Source organism: Streptomyces sp. NPDC040405 (assembly GCF_055595765.1).
The window spans coordinates 120,427-134,752 of record NZ_JBVIVI010000004.1 but is presented as its reverse complement, the minus strand read 5'-3'; the positions used below and the strand labels follow the sequence as shown (position 1 = coordinate 134,752).

General features: G+C 71.5%; 15 protein-coding genes. 1 reads left to right on the top strand and 14 read right to left on the bottom strand.

What is annotated here, in order from left to right; genetic code table 11:
- Positions 1 to 49 precede the first annotated feature (49 nt).
- The 12 genes from ACZ59A_RS18395 to ACZ59A_RS18340 form a co-directional block, all read right to left on the bottom strand.
- Positions 50 to 883, bottom strand: a complete 834-nt coding sequence (locus ACZ59A_RS18395; RefSeq protein ID WP_470959877.1) for a DUF3159 domain-containing protein — start codon at positions 881 to 883, stop codon at positions 50 to 52.
- A 3-nt stretch (positions 884 to 886) separates the two neighbouring features.
- Complete coding sequence (locus ACZ59A_RS18390; protein WP_184503503.1) at positions 887 to 1,297, bottom strand: OB-fold nucleic acid binding domain-containing protein; 411 nt, start codon at positions 1,295 to 1,297, stop codon at positions 887 to 889.
- A gap of 125 nt (positions 1,298 to 1,422) precedes the next feature.
- Entirely contained in the window at positions 1,423 to 2,106 is a 684-nt protein-coding gene (locus ACZ59A_RS18385) for a response regulator (protein WP_470959875.1), read from the bottom strand.
- Positions 2,106 to 4,682, bottom strand: coding sequence for a DUF4118 domain-containing protein (locus ACZ59A_RS18380; RefSeq protein ID WP_470959873.1), 2,577 nt, complete (start codon positions 4,680 to 4,682; stop codon positions 2,106 to 2,108). Before ACZ59A_RS18380 ends, ACZ59A_RS18385 begins: the two co-directional genes overlap by 1 nt.
- A gap of 51 nt (positions 4,683 to 4,733) precedes the next feature.
- Positions 4,734 to 5,390, bottom strand: a complete 657-nt coding sequence (kdpC, locus tag ACZ59A_RS18375) for a potassium-transporting ATPase subunit KdpC (RefSeq protein WP_470959871.1) — start codon at positions 5,388 to 5,390, stop codon at positions 4,734 to 4,736.
- Positions 5,391 to 5,400: 10 nt separating this feature from the next.
- Positions 5,401 to 7,509 carry a potassium-transporting ATPase subunit KdpB gene (kdpB, locus tag ACZ59A_RS18370; RefSeq protein WP_470959870.1) on the bottom strand — a complete coding sequence of 703 codons (2,109 nt, stop codon included), beginning with the start codon at positions 7,507 to 7,509 and terminating at the stop codon, positions 5,401 to 5,403.
- A complete protein-coding gene (gene kdpA / locus ACZ59A_RS18365; RefSeq protein WP_470959869.1) occupies positions 7,506 to 9,191 on the bottom strand; it encodes a potassium-transporting ATPase subunit KdpA in 1,686 nt (561 codons plus the stop codon). Before kdpA ends, kdpB begins: the two co-directional genes overlap by 4 nt.
- 7 nt (positions 9,192 to 9,198) lie before the next feature.
- Positions 9,199 to 9,288, bottom strand: a complete 90-nt coding sequence (gene kdpF / locus ACZ59A_RS18360; RefSeq protein ID WP_037817630.1) for a K(+)-transporting ATPase subunit F — start codon at positions 9,286 to 9,288, stop codon at positions 9,199 to 9,201.
- 320 nt (positions 9,289 to 9,608) lie between these two features.
- Positions 9,609 to 10,493: a hypothetical protein gene (locus ACZ59A_RS18355; protein WP_470959866.1), complete on the bottom strand. Its 885-nt coding sequence runs from the start codon at positions 10,491 to 10,493 to the stop codon at positions 9,609 to 9,611.
- Between the two features lie 209 nt (positions 10,494 to 10,702).
- Entirely contained in the window at positions 10,703 to 11,485 is a 783-nt protein-coding gene (locus tag ACZ59A_RS18350; protein WP_468047829.1) for a DUF3710 domain-containing protein, read from the bottom strand.
- Position 11,486: 1 nt separating this feature from the next.
- Positions 11,487 to 12,002: a dUTP diphosphatase gene (dut, locus tag ACZ59A_RS18345; RefSeq protein WP_009714533.1), complete on the bottom strand. Its 516-nt coding sequence runs from the start codon at positions 12,000 to 12,002 to the stop codon at positions 11,487 to 11,489.
- The gene (locus tag ACZ59A_RS18340) at positions 11,999 to 12,580 is read right to left on the bottom strand and encodes a PaaI family thioesterase (RefSeq protein ID WP_470959863.1); all 582 of its coding nucleotides are present in this window, start codon (positions 12,578 to 12,580) and stop codon (positions 11,999 to 12,001) included. Before ACZ59A_RS18340 ends, dut begins: the two co-directional genes overlap by 4 nt.
- 59 nt (positions 12,581 to 12,639) lie before the next feature.
- Here ACZ59A_RS18340 and ACZ59A_RS18335 point away from each other — a divergent pair, with 59 nt between their 5' ends.
- Entirely contained in the window at positions 12,640 to 13,083 is a 444-nt protein-coding gene (locus tag ACZ59A_RS18335) for a DUF3093 domain-containing protein (RefSeq protein ID WP_470959861.1), read from the top strand.
- A gap of 46 nt (positions 13,084 to 13,129) precedes the next feature.
- Here the strand turns inward: ACZ59A_RS18335 and ACZ59A_RS18330 are convergent, their stop codons facing one another.
- Both ACZ59A_RS18330 and ACZ59A_RS18325 read right to left on the bottom strand, forming a co-directional pair.
- A complete protein-coding gene (locus tag ACZ59A_RS18330; protein WP_470959859.1) occupies positions 13,130 to 13,918 on the bottom strand; it encodes a hypothetical protein in 789 nt (262 codons plus the stop codon).
- Between the two features lie 14 nt (positions 13,919 to 13,932).
- Positions 13,933 to 14,235 (bottom strand): DUF4193 domain-containing protein, encoded by a 303-nt coding sequence (locus tag ACZ59A_RS18325; RefSeq protein WP_009714537.1) that lies wholly within the window; start codon positions 14,233 to 14,235, stop codon positions 13,933 to 13,935.
- Positions 14,236 to 14,326: the final 91 nt, after the last annotated feature.

The window sequence follows — 14,326 nt, the reverse complement described above, 5'->3', positions numbered from 1 at the left end:
AAGGCCCCGGGTTCCCTGTGCGGGATCCCGGGGCCTTCTCCGGTCGTCGTCAGTGCCGGGGCGGGCGCCGGTCGGCCGACTCGGTCCGGGCCTCGTCCACGATCTGGTCGGTCCACTCCGTCAGCAGCGGTTCGGCGATCCGCTCGGCCGCTTCGGCCTCCCGCTTCGCGCTCTCGCGCTCCCGCTCCGCCTTCTCCTCGGCCTCCATCTCGGCGATCACGTCGATCGGCGGCGGAGCCTTGGCGAGGAAGATCCACGTCAGATAGACGCAGAGCAGGAACGGCGGAATGCCGAGCGCGACCTTCACCCAGCCGAGCTGGGTGACGTCCCCCCACCAGTAGAGCGGGAAGAGGATCGCCGACTTGGCGAGCAGGATCAGCCCCCACGCCCAGGTGGACCGGGTGTACGCGCGGAACCGGCCGGGGTTGCGGGTGCGCCAGGAGAGGTTCTCCTTGAGCATCGGCCCGAGCAGCACGCCGATCAGCGGATAGCGGAAGATCGCCGAGAGGATGTACGCGACCGCCAGGCCGAGCGTGTAGAGCATGCCCGGCAGGTAGAAGTTCTTGGCGTCGCCGGACATCATCGCGAAGATCGCGCCGAACGCGACCCCGAAGACCCCGCTGAAGGCGTGCTTCAGCGTCTCCTTGCGCGCCAGCCGGGTCAGCCCCAGCAGCACGGTCAGACCGAGCGCGGCGATCGCGGCCAGGTGGATGTCGCGCTTGATGGTGTACAGCAGGACGAAGACCAGCCCGGGGACGGTGGTGTCCACCATGCCCTTCACCCCGCCGAACGCCTCCAGGAGCGCGGTGTCCGCCGCCGCCCTGCTCTGCGTGTCGGCGGCGTCCTGATGGTCGGTCGGGGTCGTCTTGTCGTCAGACGTCACCGGCTACTCCTGTCCGAGTGGTCGGAGTTCGTACTTCGGATTGAACAGCACCCGGCGCCCGTGGCTCATGGAGATCCGGCCGGTGGCGATCAGCTTGCGGCCCGGTTCTATGCCGATGATGGAGCGGCGGCCCAGCCACACCACGTCGAGGGCGGCCGTGCCGTCGAAGAGTTCCGCCTCCAGCGCGGGCACTCCGGCCCGCGGCCGCAGCGTGACCGTGCGCAGTGTACCCGTCACCTTGACGATCTGACGGTCGCCGCAGTCGCCGATCTTGGTACAGCCCGCGTCCTCCGCGTCCTGCTGCAGCTCGGCGGAGTGCAGCTCCTCCTGGGAGCTCGACAGCCGGTCGATCATCCGCCGGAAGCGGCCAACCGGCTTGTCACGCTTCCCGGGGGGTTGGGGTACGGAACTCATACGGCCAGCGTACCGGTGAGCCCCGGCCGAAACCCCGCGCCGCCGCGGGCCCGCCCCGCCGCTCACCGTCCGAGGACGTACCTCACGTTCGAGGACGTACCTCACCGTTCGAGGACGGACGCACCTCATCGCTCGAACCGGTACCCCATCCCCGGCTCGGTGATGAAGTGCCGCGGATGCGAAGGGTCGTTCTCCAGCTTGCGCCGCAACTGCGCCATATAGACGCGCAGGTAGTTGGTCTCGGTGCCGTACGAGGGCCCCCAGACCTCCTGGAGCAGCTGCTTCTGGCTGACGAGGCGGCCCTCGTTGCGCACCAGCACCTCCAGCAGATGCCATTCGGTGGGCGTCAACCGGACGTCGCGGCCGTCGCGGTGCGCCTTCTTGGCGGCCAGATCGACGCTGAACCCGTCGGTCACGACGACCACCGCGGCGTCCGAAGGACCGGACGGCTCGGCGCGGCGGACCGCGGCGCGCAGCCGGGCCAGCAGCTCGTCCATGCCGAACGGCTTGGTGACGTAGTCGTCGGCCCCGGCGTCCAGCGCCTCGACCTTCTCATCGGAGGTCTGCCGGGCCGAGAGCACCAGGATCGGGACCCGGGTCCAGCCCCGCAGCCCCTTGATCACTTCCACGCCGTCCATGTCGGGCAGCCCCAGGTCGAGCACGACCACATCGGGGTGACGGGCGGCGGCGAGCTTCAGGGCGGTCGCGCCGTCGCCCGCGGCGTCGACCTCGTACTTGCGCGCCTTCAGGTTGATCACGAGGGCGCGTACGATCTGCGGCTCGTCGTCCACCACGAGCACCCGGTTCATCAGACGGCCTGCCTTTCCGTTGTGCCCTGCGGTTCGTGCCGCGGGCGGCCGGGGGCGGCCCGCAGGGTGAGCACCATGGTCATCCCGCCTCCCGGGGTGTCCTCGGCGGCCAGCGATCCGCCCATCGCCTCCACGAAGCCGCGGGCGACGGCGAGTCCGAGGCCGACCCCGGAGCCGCGCGGGGCGTCGCCGTAGCGCTGGAAGGGTTCGAAGATACGGTCCTTCGCGGCGTCCGGGACACCCGGGCCGCCGTCGGCGACGCGCAGTTCGACCCGCTCGCCGAGCGCGCTCGCGGAGACCAGCACGGGCCGGTCCGGCGGGCTGTACTTCACCGCGTTCTCGACGATGTTGGCGACGCTGCGCTCCAGCAGCCCCGGGTCGACCTCGACCATCGGCAGATCCTCGGGGATCTCCAGAGTGACGCCGCTCTCCGGTACGCCGACGAGCGCCATCGGCACGACCTCGTCCAGGTCGATCTCCCGGATGAGGGGGGCGACGGTGCCGGTCTGGAGCCGGGACATGTCGAGCAGGTTGCCGACCAGGTGGTCGAGGCGGTCGGCGCCGTCCTCGATGGCCTCCAGCAGCTCGGCCTCGTCCTCCGGCGACCAGGCCACGTCGTCCGCGCGCAGGGACGACACGGCCGCCTTGATGGCCGACAGCGGGGTGCGCAGGTCGTGGCTGACGGCGGCGAGCAGGGCGGTACGGATGCGGTTGCCCTCGGCCAGCTCACGGGCCCGCTCCGCCTCCCCCACCAGCCGCTGGCGGTCCAGCACCACGGCGGCCTGGGCGGCGAAGGCGGCCAGCACCCGGCGGTCCTCGGCGGGCAGCACCCGGCCGGACAGCGCGAGCGCCATGTGGTCGCCGACCGGCATGTCCACGTCCGCGTCGTCGGGCCGCTCCGGCGGCGGCGCTCCCGCGGTGCCGCCGACGCTGCCCGCGCGGGTCCAGGGCGCGACATCGCTCTCCCGCTCCAGCAGGGCCACCGTGTCCATGCCGAAGGTCTCGCGGACCCGCTCCAGCAGCGCCTCCAGACTGGTCTCCCCGCGCAGCACGCTGCCCGCGAGGAAGGACAGCACCTCGGACTCGGCGCGCAGCCGGGCGGCCTGGTGGGTGCGGCGCGCGGCCAGGTCGACGACGGAGGCGACGCTGACCGCCACCGCCAGGAAGATCACTATGGCGACGATGTTCTCGGGGTCGGCGATGGTCCAGGTGTGGGTGGGCGGGGTGAAGTAGTAGTTGAGCAGCAGGGAGCCGACGGCCGCCGAGGCGAGGGCGGGCAGCATCCCGCCCAGCAGGGCCGCCAGCACATTGAGGAACAGGAACAGCAGCACCTCGTTGGCGAAGCCGGGACCGGCGTCCGCGGTGAGCGTGGCCCCCGTACCGGTGAGCGCCAGGGTGAGCAGCGCGGGCCCGGCGACGCCGACCAGCCAGCCCGCGATCAGCCGGGCGCGGCCGAGCCGGGCACCGCGCGCGACCGGCAGTCCGCGCCCCTTGGCGACCTCGTCGTGGGTGACGATGTGCACGTCCAGATCGGGCCCGGAGTCACGGGCGACGGTCGCGCCCACTCCCGGCCCGAAGACGTACTGCCACGCCTTGCGGCGGCTGGAGCCGAGCACGATCTGGGTGGCGTTGACGCCGCGCGCGAACTCCAGCAGCGCGCCCGGGATGTCCTCCCCGATGACGTGGTGGAACGTGCCGCCCAGGTCCTCGACCAGGGTGCGCTGGACCGCCAGCTCCTTCGGGGAGGCCGAGGTGAGGCCGTCGCTGCGGGCGATGTAGACGGCCAGGATCTCGCCGCCGGAGCCCTTGGCCGCCATCCGGGAGGCGCGCCGGATGAGCGTGCGCCCCTCGGGGCCGCCGGTGAGCCCGACGACGATGCGCTCGCGCGCCTGCCAGGTGGAGCGGATGCTGTGCTCGTCGCGGTACTGCTGGAGGTACTCGTCGACCCGGTCGGCCGTCCACAGCAGGGCCAGCTCGCGCAGCGCGGTGAGGTTCCCTGGCCGGAAGTAGTTGGACAGCGCGGCGTCGACCTTGTCGGGCGCGTAGATGTTGCCGTGCGCCATGCGGCGGCGCAGCGCCTGGGGCGACATGTCGACCAGCTCGATCTGGTCGGCGCGGCGCACCACCTCGTCGGGCACGGTCTCCCGCTGCCGTACGCCCGTTATCGACTCGACCACGTCCCCCAGCGACTCCAGATGCTGGATGTTGACGGTGGAGACGACGTCGATCCCGGCCTTCAGCAGCTCCTCGACGTCCTGCCAGCGCTTGGTGTTGCGCGAGCCGGGGACGTTGGTGTGGGCCAGCTCGTCGACGAGCGCGACGCCGGGGCGGCGGGCGAGCAGCGTGTCCACGTCCATCTCGGTGAACGTGCCGCCCCGGTACGCCAGCTCCCGGCGCGGCACCTCCTCCAGACCGGCCATCATCACCTCGGTGCGGCGGCGGCCGTGGTGCTCCACGAAGCCGACCACGAGGTCGGTGCCCCGCTCGACCCGCCGGTGGCCCTCGGACAGCATCGCGTAGGTCTTGCCGACGCCCGGCGCCGCGCCGAGGTAGATCCGAAGCTTGCCGCGTCCCATGCCCCTATTTTCCCTGTTCGCTCATTTTTGCTGTCCGGGTTCGCCGCGGTGTCAGCGGCGGGCGAGCCGCTGGAGCGCGATGTTCAGCTCCAGCACGTTGACGTGCGGCTCGCCGAGGAAGCCGAGGGCGCGGCCGTCGGTGTGGGCCTTCACCAGCCGCGCGACCTCGGCGCGGGGCAGATCGTTGGCCCGGGCCACGCGGGTCACCTGGAGGGCGGCGTACGCGGGCGAGATGTCCGGGTCGACGCCGGAGGCGGAGGCGGTGACCGCGTCCGGGGGTACGGCGGCCGGAGAGACCCCGTTGAAGGCGGCGATCTGCGCCCGGCGGTCCTTGATCTGCTGGAGCAGCACCGAGGAGTCGGCGGCGAGGTTGGACCCGCCCGAGACGATGATCTTGTACTGGGTGTTGACGGTGTTGGTGCCCGCCGCCGAGGGGCGGGGCTGGAAGTACGTGGGGTCCGGCAGCGGGTTCCCGGCCTTGTCCTTCCGGTCCAGGGTGTACGTCTGGCCGATGAGCGAGGAGCCCGCGGTCCGGCCGTCCGCCCGCACCTCGGAGCCGTTCGCCCGGTGCGGGAAGGCGGCTTGCGCGATGCCGGTGACGGCGAGCGGATAGAGCACCCCGCAGAGCACCGTGAGGGCGAGCAGGGCGCGCAGTGCGGCGCCCGCCAGCCGGGCGGTGGAGCGTGCTGTGCCGTTGAGAAGGGTCATGGTCGTCACGTCACCCGAGGCCCGGTATGAGGGAGAGGAGCAGGTCGATGAGTTTGATGCCGACGAACGGGGCGATGAGCCCGCCCAGCCCGTAGACGGCGAGGTTGCGGCGGAGCATCCGGTCGGCGCTCATGGGGCGGTAGCGCACGCCTCTGAGGGCGAGCGGCACCAGCGCGACGATGACCAGCGCGTTGAAGACGACCGCGGACAGGATCGCCGACTGGGCCGAGGCCAGCCGCATGATGTTGAGCGCGTCCAGGCCCTGGTAGCCCGCCACGCCCGCGAACATCGCCGGGATGATCGCGAAGTACTTCGCGACGTCGTTGGCGATCGAGAAGGTGGTCAGCGCGCCGCGGGTGATCAGCAGCTGCTTGCCGATCTCCACGATCTCGATGAGCTTGGTCGGGTTGGAGTCCAGGTCGACCATGTTCCCGGCCTCCTTGGCGGCCGAGGTGCCGGTGTTCATGGCCACGCCGACGTCGGCCTGGGCGAGGGCCGGGGCGTCGTTCGTGCCGTCCCCGGTCATCGCCACCAGCTTGCCGCCCGCCTGCTCGCGCTTGATGAGCGCCATCTTGTCCTCGGGCGTGGCCTCCGCCAGGAAGTCGTCCACGCCCGCCTCGTCGGCGATGGCCCGGGCGGTCAGCGGATTGTCGCCCGTGATCATCACGGTCTTGATGCCCATCCGGCGCAGCTCGTCGAACCGCTCCCGCATGCCCTCCTTGACGACGTCCTTCAGATGGATCACGCCGAGCACGCGCGCGCCCCTGTCGTCGTCGATGGCCACCAGCAGCGGGGTGCCGCCCGCCGCCGAGATCGCGTCGGTCTTCTCCTGGGCGTCGTCCGAGACCCGGCCGCCCCGTTCGGCGACCCAACCGGTGATCGCGGCCGCCGCGCCCTTGCGCACCCTGGTGCCGTCCACGTCGACGCCGGACATCCGGGTCTGGGCGGTGAACGGCACGAAGCCGGCGTCGCTCAGCTCGCCCTCGTGGCGGGCCCGCAGGCCGTACGCCTCCTTCGCGAGGACCACGATCGAGCGGCCCTCGGGCGTCTCGTCGGTGAGCGAGGACAGCTGGGCCGCGTCCGCCAGCTCCGCTTCGGTGGCCCCGTTGACGGGGACGAACTCGGCGGCCTGCCGGTTGCCGAGCGTGATCGTGCCGGTCTTGTCGAGCAGCAGCGTCGACACGTCGCCCGCCGCCTCGACCGCGCGGCCGGACATGGCGAGGACGTTGCGCTGCACCAGCCGGTCCATGCCCGCGATGCCGATGGCGGAGAGCAGGGCGCCGATGGTGGTGGGGATGAGGCAGACCAGCAGCGCGGTGAGCACGACCATCGTCTGCTCGGCGCCCGCGTGGATCGCGAACGGCTGCAGGGTCACCACGGCGAGCAGGAAGACGATGGTGAGGGAGGCCAGCAGGATGTTGAGCGCGATCTCGTTGGGGGTCTTCTGCCGGGCCGCGCCCTCGACCAGGCTGATCATCCGGTCGATGAAGGTCTCACCGGGCCTGGTCGTGATCTTGATGACGATGCGGTCGGAGAGCACCTTCGTCCCGCCGGTGACCGCACACCGGTCGCCGCCGGACTCGCGGATGACCGGCGCGGACTCCCCGGTGATGGCCGACTCGTCGACGGACGCCACGCCCTCCACGACGTCCCCGTCGCCCGGGATGGTGTCGCCCGCCTCGCAGACCACGAGGTCGCCGACGCGCAGCGCGGTGCCCGGGACGCGCTCCTCGCCGCCGTCCGCGAGCCGCCGGGCCTCGGTGTCGGTCTTGGCCTTGCGCAGGGTGTCGGCCTGGGCCTTGCCACGGCCCTCGGCGACGGCCTCGGCGAGATTGGCGAAGATCACGGTCAGCCAGAGCCAGGCCGCGATGGCCCAGCCGAACCAGTCGCCCGGGTTCATGGCGGCCAGCACGGTGGTGAGCACCGAGCCGATCTCCACGACGAACATCACCGGGGACTTCGCCATCACCCGCGGATCGAGCTTGCGGAGGGCGTCCGGCAGCGAGGTGAGGAGCTGGCGGGGGTCGAAGAGGCCCCCGGAGACCCGGCTGCCGCCCGCGTCGTGCTGGTGCGGGCGCTCACCGCCGGGGGCGGGGCGTACGGGGGTGGTGGTGCTCATGAGAGTCCCTCCGCCATCGGGCCAAGGGCCAGGGCCGGGAAGTAGGTGAGACCGGTGACGATGATGATCGCGCCGACCAGCAGCCCCGCGAAGAGCGGCTTCTCGGTGCGCAGGGTGCCCGCCGTCTCGGGGACGGGCTTCTGTTCGGCGAGCGAACCGGCCAGCGCCAGGATGAAGACCATCGGCAGGAAGCGGCCGAGCAGCATCGCCAGGCCGAGCGTGGTGTTGTACCAGTCGGTGTTGGCGTTCAGGCCCGCGAAGGCGGAGCCGTTGTTGTTGGCGCCGGAGGTGAAGGCGTACAGCACCTCGGAGAAGCCGTGCGCGCCACTGTGGCCCGCCGCGTTCCCCGCGGTGTTGAGGATCGAGTGCGGCGGGGTGGACAGCACCACGGACAGCGCGGTGAAGCACAGCGCGAGCGCCGGGGTGACCAGGATGTAGCAGGCGGCGAGCTTGATCTCGCGGGAGCCGATCTTCTTGCCCAGGTATTCGGGCGTACGGCCGACCATGAGCCCCGCGATGAAGACCGCGATCACGGCCATGACGAGCATGCCGTAGAGGCCGGAGCCCACCCCGCCGGGGGCGATCTCGCCGAGCATCATGCCCAGCAGCGCGATGCCGCCGCCGAAGCCGGTGAGGGAGGAGTGCATGGCGTCCACGGCACCGGTCGAGGTCAGCGTCGTACTCGTCGCGAAGATCGAGGACGCGCCGGCGCCGAACCGCTGCTCCTTGCCCTCCATCGCGCCGCCCGCGGCCTGGAGCGCCGGGCCGCCGTGGTGGAACTCGCTCCACATCATCAGCGCCGTGAAGCCGAGCCAGATCAGGCCCATGGCGGCGAGGATCGCGTAGCCCTGCCGGACGTTCCCGACGAGCACGCCGAAGGTGCGGGTCAGCGAGAACGGGATGACGAGGATCAGGAAGATCTCGAAGAGGTTGGTGAAGGCGTTCGGATTCTCGAACGGGTAGGCGGAGTTGGCGTTGAAGAAGCCACCGCCGTTGGTGCCGATCTCCTTGATGGCCTCCTGTGAGGCGACCGCCCCGCCGTTCATCTGCTGGCTGCCGCCGGTGAGCTGCCCGACCTCGTGGATGCCCGCGAAGTTCTGGATCGCGCCGCACGCCACCAGCACGACCGCGGCGATCACCGCCATCGGGATCAGGACGCGGACGGTCGTGCGCACCAAGTCGGCCCAGAAGTTGCCCAGTTCTCCGGTACGGGAGCGGGCGAAGCCCCGGACGAGCGCGATGGCCACCGAGATGCCGACGGCCGCCGACAGGAAGTTCTGCACCGCGAGCCCGGCCGTCTGGACGACATGGCCCATGGACTGCTCGCCCGCGTAGCTCTGCCAGTTGGTGTTGGAGACGAAGGACGCGGCGGTGTTGAACGCCTGCGCCGGGGTGATCGAGGAGAAGCCGAGCGAGAGCGGCAGCGCGCCCTGGACGCGCTGCAGCAGATACAGGAAGAGGACGCTGACGCCGGAGAAGGCGAGCACCCCGCGCAGATACGCGGGCCAGCGCATCCGGGTGTCCGGATCGGCGCCGATACAGCGGTAGATCCACCGCTCGGGGCGCAGATGGTTCCCGGAGCGGTAGACGGCGGCCAGGTAGTCGCCCAGCGGCCGGTACGCCAGGGCGAGCGCGCCGATGAGCGCGGCGAGCTGGAGCACCGCGGCGAGTTCGGAACTCATGACGCCCTCAGAACCTCTCGGGGAAGAGAAGGGCGAGGACCAGATAGCCCAGCAGCGCGACGGCCACGACCAGGCCGACGACGTTCTCGGCGGTCACAGCTTCGTCACCCCTTTGGCGACGAGGGCCACCAGCGCGAACACCGCGAGCGTGGCGACGACGAAGGCCAGATCGGCCATCGTGGGCTCCTAGAGGATCGGTGGAGAGCTGACCTCTAGAGCAAAACCCCTGTTCGGGGCGCGGAGCCCGCCGTTGACGGCTCCCTTACGGCGGCGGGCACCCTCTTGACGCCTCCCTGACGCCGGGGCCCGCGGACGCCGGGGCCCGCGCACGCGAAATAGCCGGTGGGCCGTACTCCGCAGAGAAAAGTACGGCCCACCGGTAGAACGCTCACATCAGCCGGGCCTTACGCCGGGGACTCAGCCGGATGCGAGCGAGCAGCCCGCCAGAGCGTCAAGACCGGAGGGGGCGGTCGAGCCCTGACGGGAGAATGAGATCTTGATGCGGTCGATCGTGGACTTCCGCTTGTCCGCCAGCGGGCCCAGGATCGCGTTCTGCACGAAGTTCGGGCCGCCCTGGCCCACGGAGCTCGCGAGTCTCTTGTTGGCCTCGCCGAGCTGGGTGTCCAGCAGCGCGAGGTTGCGGTCCACCTCCGCCTGGGCGGCGGCCGGGACATCGCCGACCTCCCCGGCGACGTCCGGGCAGCTGATCGTCTGGCCGGAGCCCGCGCCCGCGTCCGCACCCTCGTCCGCTCCGGCGCCGGTGTCGGCACCGGACTCCGCCGCGGGGTCGGCCGAGGCCGCGCCGCTGGCGGCGGCCGTCGGGTCCGCCCCGGCACCCGCGTCGGCACCCGCCCCGGCACCGCCGCCGGACAGCGTGCACTCGGCGAGCGCGTCCAGGCCGGTCGGCTTCTCGGCCCGGCGCCCGATGGAGATCGCGATGCGGTCGAGAGTGGACTTCCGCTTGTCCGCCAGCGGACCGAGGATCGCGTTCTGCACGAAGTTCGCGCCGCCCTCGCCCTGGCTGGTGCTGAGCCGCTTGTTCGCCTCGGCGAGCTGGGTGTCCAGAAGGGCGAGGTTGCGGTCCACCTCCGCCTTGGCCTCCGCGGGAATCTCCGGAAGGGATCCCTCAACGGCGGGGCAGCTGATGGAGGACGCCGCCTTGACCGACGCCTTCCCGCTGCCGCTGCTGTCGTCCTGACCCGCCATGGCGGCTCCCACCGCGACGGACGCACAGGTAATACCGCCGATCACACCAGCGACGACGATCCGCCGACGGTGAAGTAACGGAAGCCCTCGGGACATTGATCACTCACCTCGTTGAGGTTGGACAGGGGATATGCCCGTCGCGCCCGCTCTCCCACTGCGGCGGGCGCGCCGGGGGTCTCTCGCCCATCAGTACGCCCCGGGCGGCACGCATGTTCAACGTGATGCGAAAAAAAGCCGAAGGGGCCCGGGAAGTCTCCCCGGGCCCCTTCGGACCTGGCATTTCGTGACGCGGGCGCGGCCTTCGGTCAGCGCACCTCGGTGATCTCCGGACCGCGCTGGAGCTGGTCGGCGCCGCCCGCGAACCGCGAGCCCTGCGCCTCGTCCTGCTGCACCCCGTCGGGCACCATCTGCGCGTCGTTCGGCAGCTTGAGCACGATCGGGTCGCGCGGGGCCATCGGGCCCTCGCCGCGCACCACGACCGTGTCCTGGAAGATCGCCTCCAGCAGGCTGCCGGTCTCGGGCTGCACGGCGCCCTGGCCGGAGATCACTCCGCGCAGGAACCAGCGCGGCCCGTCGACGCCGATGAAGCGCACCACCTGGACGCCGTTCTTGCCGTCCGGCAGCTGCACCGGAACCTGGGCCCGCAGCTCCCAGCCGAGCGGGCCCTCGACCTCGTCCACCACACCGCCCTGCTGGGTGATGCCGGTGGCGATCTCGTCCCGCACCTCGCCCCAGATGCCTTCCTTCTTGGGCGCGGCGAACGCCTGAAGCTGCACGGCGCTGTCCCGCAGCACCACGGTCGCGGCGACGATCGCGTCCCCCGCGACCTCCACCCGCAGCTCCATGCCCTCGACACCGGGGACGAACATGCCGCCGAGGTCCACCCGGCCCTCGCCGGGCTCACGCACCTCGGACACGTCCCACGGGCCGTCGGGGCGCGGCGCGGGGGGCAGGCTCACCCTGGTGGCCTCCGCGTCCCCCTCGTCGACGGGATCCGCCGCGTCCTCCGCATCCTCGGCCAACTCCTCGGAGGTCACGTCGAGCGACTCGACGTCCTCCTCGCTGCGCTTGCGGCGACGTCCGAACACGTCATCGTCCTTCCCGGTCGGAACCGACCGAAGCGTATCCATTCCCACCCGTTGTGCCGTCCACGGCGGCATGACCGCCGGTGGACCCGAAGCCCCCTTCGGCCCGCGCCGACCCGGGAAGCTCCGCCACCTCCTGGAAGCGCACCTTCTCGACCTGCTGGACGACCATCTGGGCGACCCGGTCGTAGCGCTCGAACCGCACGCTCTCGCGCGGGTCGAGGTTGACCACGATCACCTTGATCTCTCCACGGTACCCGGCATCGATGGTCCCCGGCGCATTCACCATGGCGACCCCGCAGCGGGCGGCTAGTCCGGACCTCGGATGCACGAAGGCGGCATACCCCTCCGGGAGCGCGATAGACACTCCGGTGGGCAGAACCGCGCGCTCCCCCGGGGCCAGCTCCGCCGCCTCGGTGGTGACGAGATCGGCACCGGCGTCCCCCGGGTGGGCATACCCCGGGATCGGCACCTGGGGGTCCACCCTGCGGATCAACACGTCCACCGGTACGGGAGTCACGGATTCACCTCGAATGCGCGCGCGACCTTCACCTGATCCGGGTCGGCGAGCGCCGCGTTGATCTCCTCCGACCGGCCGTTCTTGATGAAGTGGTCGACCCGCACCTCTATGAAGAGGGCGTCCGCGCGCACCGCGACGGGCCCCTCGGGGCCGCCGATACGGCCCGTGGCCGCACAGTAGATCTTGCGGCCGTGCACGGCGGTCACCCGTGCCTCCAGGTGCAGCACGGTGCCGACCGGCACCGGCCGGACGAAGTCCGTCTCCAGCCGCCCGGTCACCGCGATCACGCGCTGCAGCCAGTTGAGCGCCCCGAGCGTCTCGTCCAGCGCCGCGGTCAGCACTCCGCCGTGGGCCAGGCCGGGCGCGCCCTGATGGGCGGTGCCCACCGTGAACTCGGCCGTGAGGCCGACGCCCTCGCCCGCCCGCACCCGCAGGCGCAGGCCGCCTTCCCGCTCGCCGCACCCGAAGCACTGGTCGTAGTGCGCGCCGAGGAGCTCCCCGGGCGCGGGCGCGTCGGGGTGGCGCACGGGTGCCGTGGCGCCGTCCGGCGGCTTCAGCACAGTCGTTCTTCCACTCACAACGGCTGACCTTACCCGCGAGAACAGCCCCGGCAGGCGGCCATGCCAAGCTGATACGCATGCAGCCTTACGACGAACGTCTCACCGCGCCCCGTTCCTGGTGGTTCATCGCGCTTCTGATCGGGGTCGGCACGGCGTTGATGGTGCTGCCGTTCGGCACGCTGCCGATGCTCGGCGGCCTGATCGGCGGCGCGGCGCTGGCCTGTGTCGTGGTGAGTTCGTACGGGTCGGCGCGGGTGCGCGTGGTGGCGGGCTCGCTGGTCGCGGGCGAGGCCAGGATCCCGGTGTCGGCCCTCGGGAACGCCGAGGTGCTGGACGCCGACGAGGCGGCCGCCTGGCGGACGTACAAGGCCGATCCGCGGGCCTTCATGCTGCTGCGGAGCTACATCCCGACCGCGCTGCGGATCGAGGTCACCGATCCACAGGATCCGACGCCGTACGTGTACGTCTCCACCCGGGACCCCGAGGGCCTGGCGGCGGCGCTGACGGCCGTACGCGCCTAGGAACGGGGAAGGACGGGGTACGCGCCCTGGAACGGCCGTACAGCGTCTAGGAGGCGTCTTCCGGGCCCGGCAGCGGGGGCTGCGGGGGCGGCAGCTCGCCCGGGGCACCGGGCGGCTCGACGGGGGCGTCCGGGGAGGGGGGAAGCGCATCCCAGGGCACCTGTCGGTCGCGCAGGTCCTTGCGGATCTTGCGCGCGAGTCTCTTGGTGTCGCGCCGGTTCATCGAGGCGCCGACGGCCGCGCCGACCATGAAGGGCGCGAGGACGGGCAGGTTCCGGAAGCTCCGTCTCAGCACCTGCTGGCGCAGCTCGCGCTTCATCCGGACGTTCAGCGCGGCGTTGAGGCTGCTGGGGACTGTGGGGTCGAAGCCGCGCTCCTCCGACCACGCGCTGAGGTAGACGGTGGCCCGCTGCCGCACGGTCCCGGGCGCCCGCAGCCCGTAGACCTCGTGCAGCTCGGCGATGAGCTTGAACTCTATGGACGCCACGCCGACGATCTCGGCGGCCAGCTCGGTGGGCATGGCGGGCGGGGTGGGCAGCATCGCCGCGGCACCGACGCCCGCACCCACGGTGGAGGTGCCGTGCGCCGCACCCGCCACCAGTTTGTCCGCGATCTCCTCCGGGCCGAGCCCGGGGAACTGCTTGCGGAGGGCCGCGAGGTCGCGGACCGGAACGCGCGGAGCGTTTGCCGCGATCCGGTCGGCGACCGCGAACACCCCCGCCCGGGCACGGTCACCGCCCTGTCTGACGCCGCGTCCGAGGGCGGCCGCGAGCGAGGCCGCCCGGCCTCGCTCGACATGCGTCGCCTCGTCCCCGCCGCCGGACTCCGCGTCCACGCCTGGCCTGCGGCTCAGGCCGCGCAGTCGCGGCAGATCGGCTGGCCGTTCTTGGTCTCGGCGGCCAGCTGGCTGCGGTGGTGCACGAGGAAGCAGCTCATGCACGTGAACTCGTCGGCCTGGCGGGGAAGCACCCGCACGGACAGCTCCTCGTTGGAGAGGTCCGCTCCGGGCAGCTCCAGGCCCTCGGCCTGCTCGAACTCGTCGACGTCGACGGTGGACGCCGACTTGTCGTTCCGCCGGGCCTTGAGTTCCTCGATGCTGTCCTCGTTGACGTCATCGTCGGTCTTGCGTGGGGTGTCGTAATCCGTTGCCATGTCGCTCTCCCCCTCTGGGTGTCTGCGGTGTCTCAGCGCTCGTAACGCGTGAGAGGCCGGACTTGTGCCCGACCTGAGGCGGAGATTTTGC

What these genes read in the sequence shown, in the direction of transcription:
- ACZ59A_RS18390 (WP_184503503.1), bottom strand. Translation starts at nt 1,297, where the DNA reads ATGAGTTCCGTACCCCAACCCCCCGGGAAGCGTGACAAGCCGGTTGGC.
- ACZ59A_RS18385 (WP_470959875.1), bottom strand. Translation starts at nt 2,106, where the DNA reads ATGAACCGGGTGCTCGTGGTGGACGACGAGCCGCAGATCGTACGCGCC.
- ACZ59A_RS18380 (WP_470959873.1), bottom strand. Translation starts at nt 4,682, where the DNA reads ATGGGACGCGGCAAGCTTCGGATCTACCTCGGCGCGGCGCCGGGCGTC.
- kdpC (WP_470959871.1), bottom strand. Translation starts at nt 5,390, where the DNA reads ATGACCCTTCTCAACGGCACAGCACGCTCCACCGCCCGGCTGGCGGGC.
- kdpB (WP_470959870.1), bottom strand. Translation starts at nt 7,509, where the DNA reads ATGAGCACCACCACCCCCGTACGCCCCGCCCCCGGCGGTGAGCGCCCG.
- kdpA (WP_470959869.1), bottom strand. Translation starts at nt 9,191, where the DNA reads ATGAGTTCCGAACTCGCCGCGGTGCTCCAGCTCGCCGCGCTCATCGGC.
- ACZ59A_RS18355 (WP_470959866.1), bottom strand. Translation starts at nt 10,493, where the DNA reads ATGTCCCGAGGGCTTCCGTTACTTCACCGTCGGCGGATCGTCGTCGCT.
- ACZ59A_RS18335 (WP_470959861.1), top strand. Translation starts at nt 12,640, where the DNA reads ATGCAGCCTTACGACGAACGTCTCACCGCGCCCCGTTCCTGGTGGTTC.
- ACZ59A_RS18325 (WP_009714537.1), bottom strand. Translation starts at nt 14,235, where the DNA reads ATGGCAACGGATTACGACACCCCACGCAAGACCGACGATGACGTCAAC.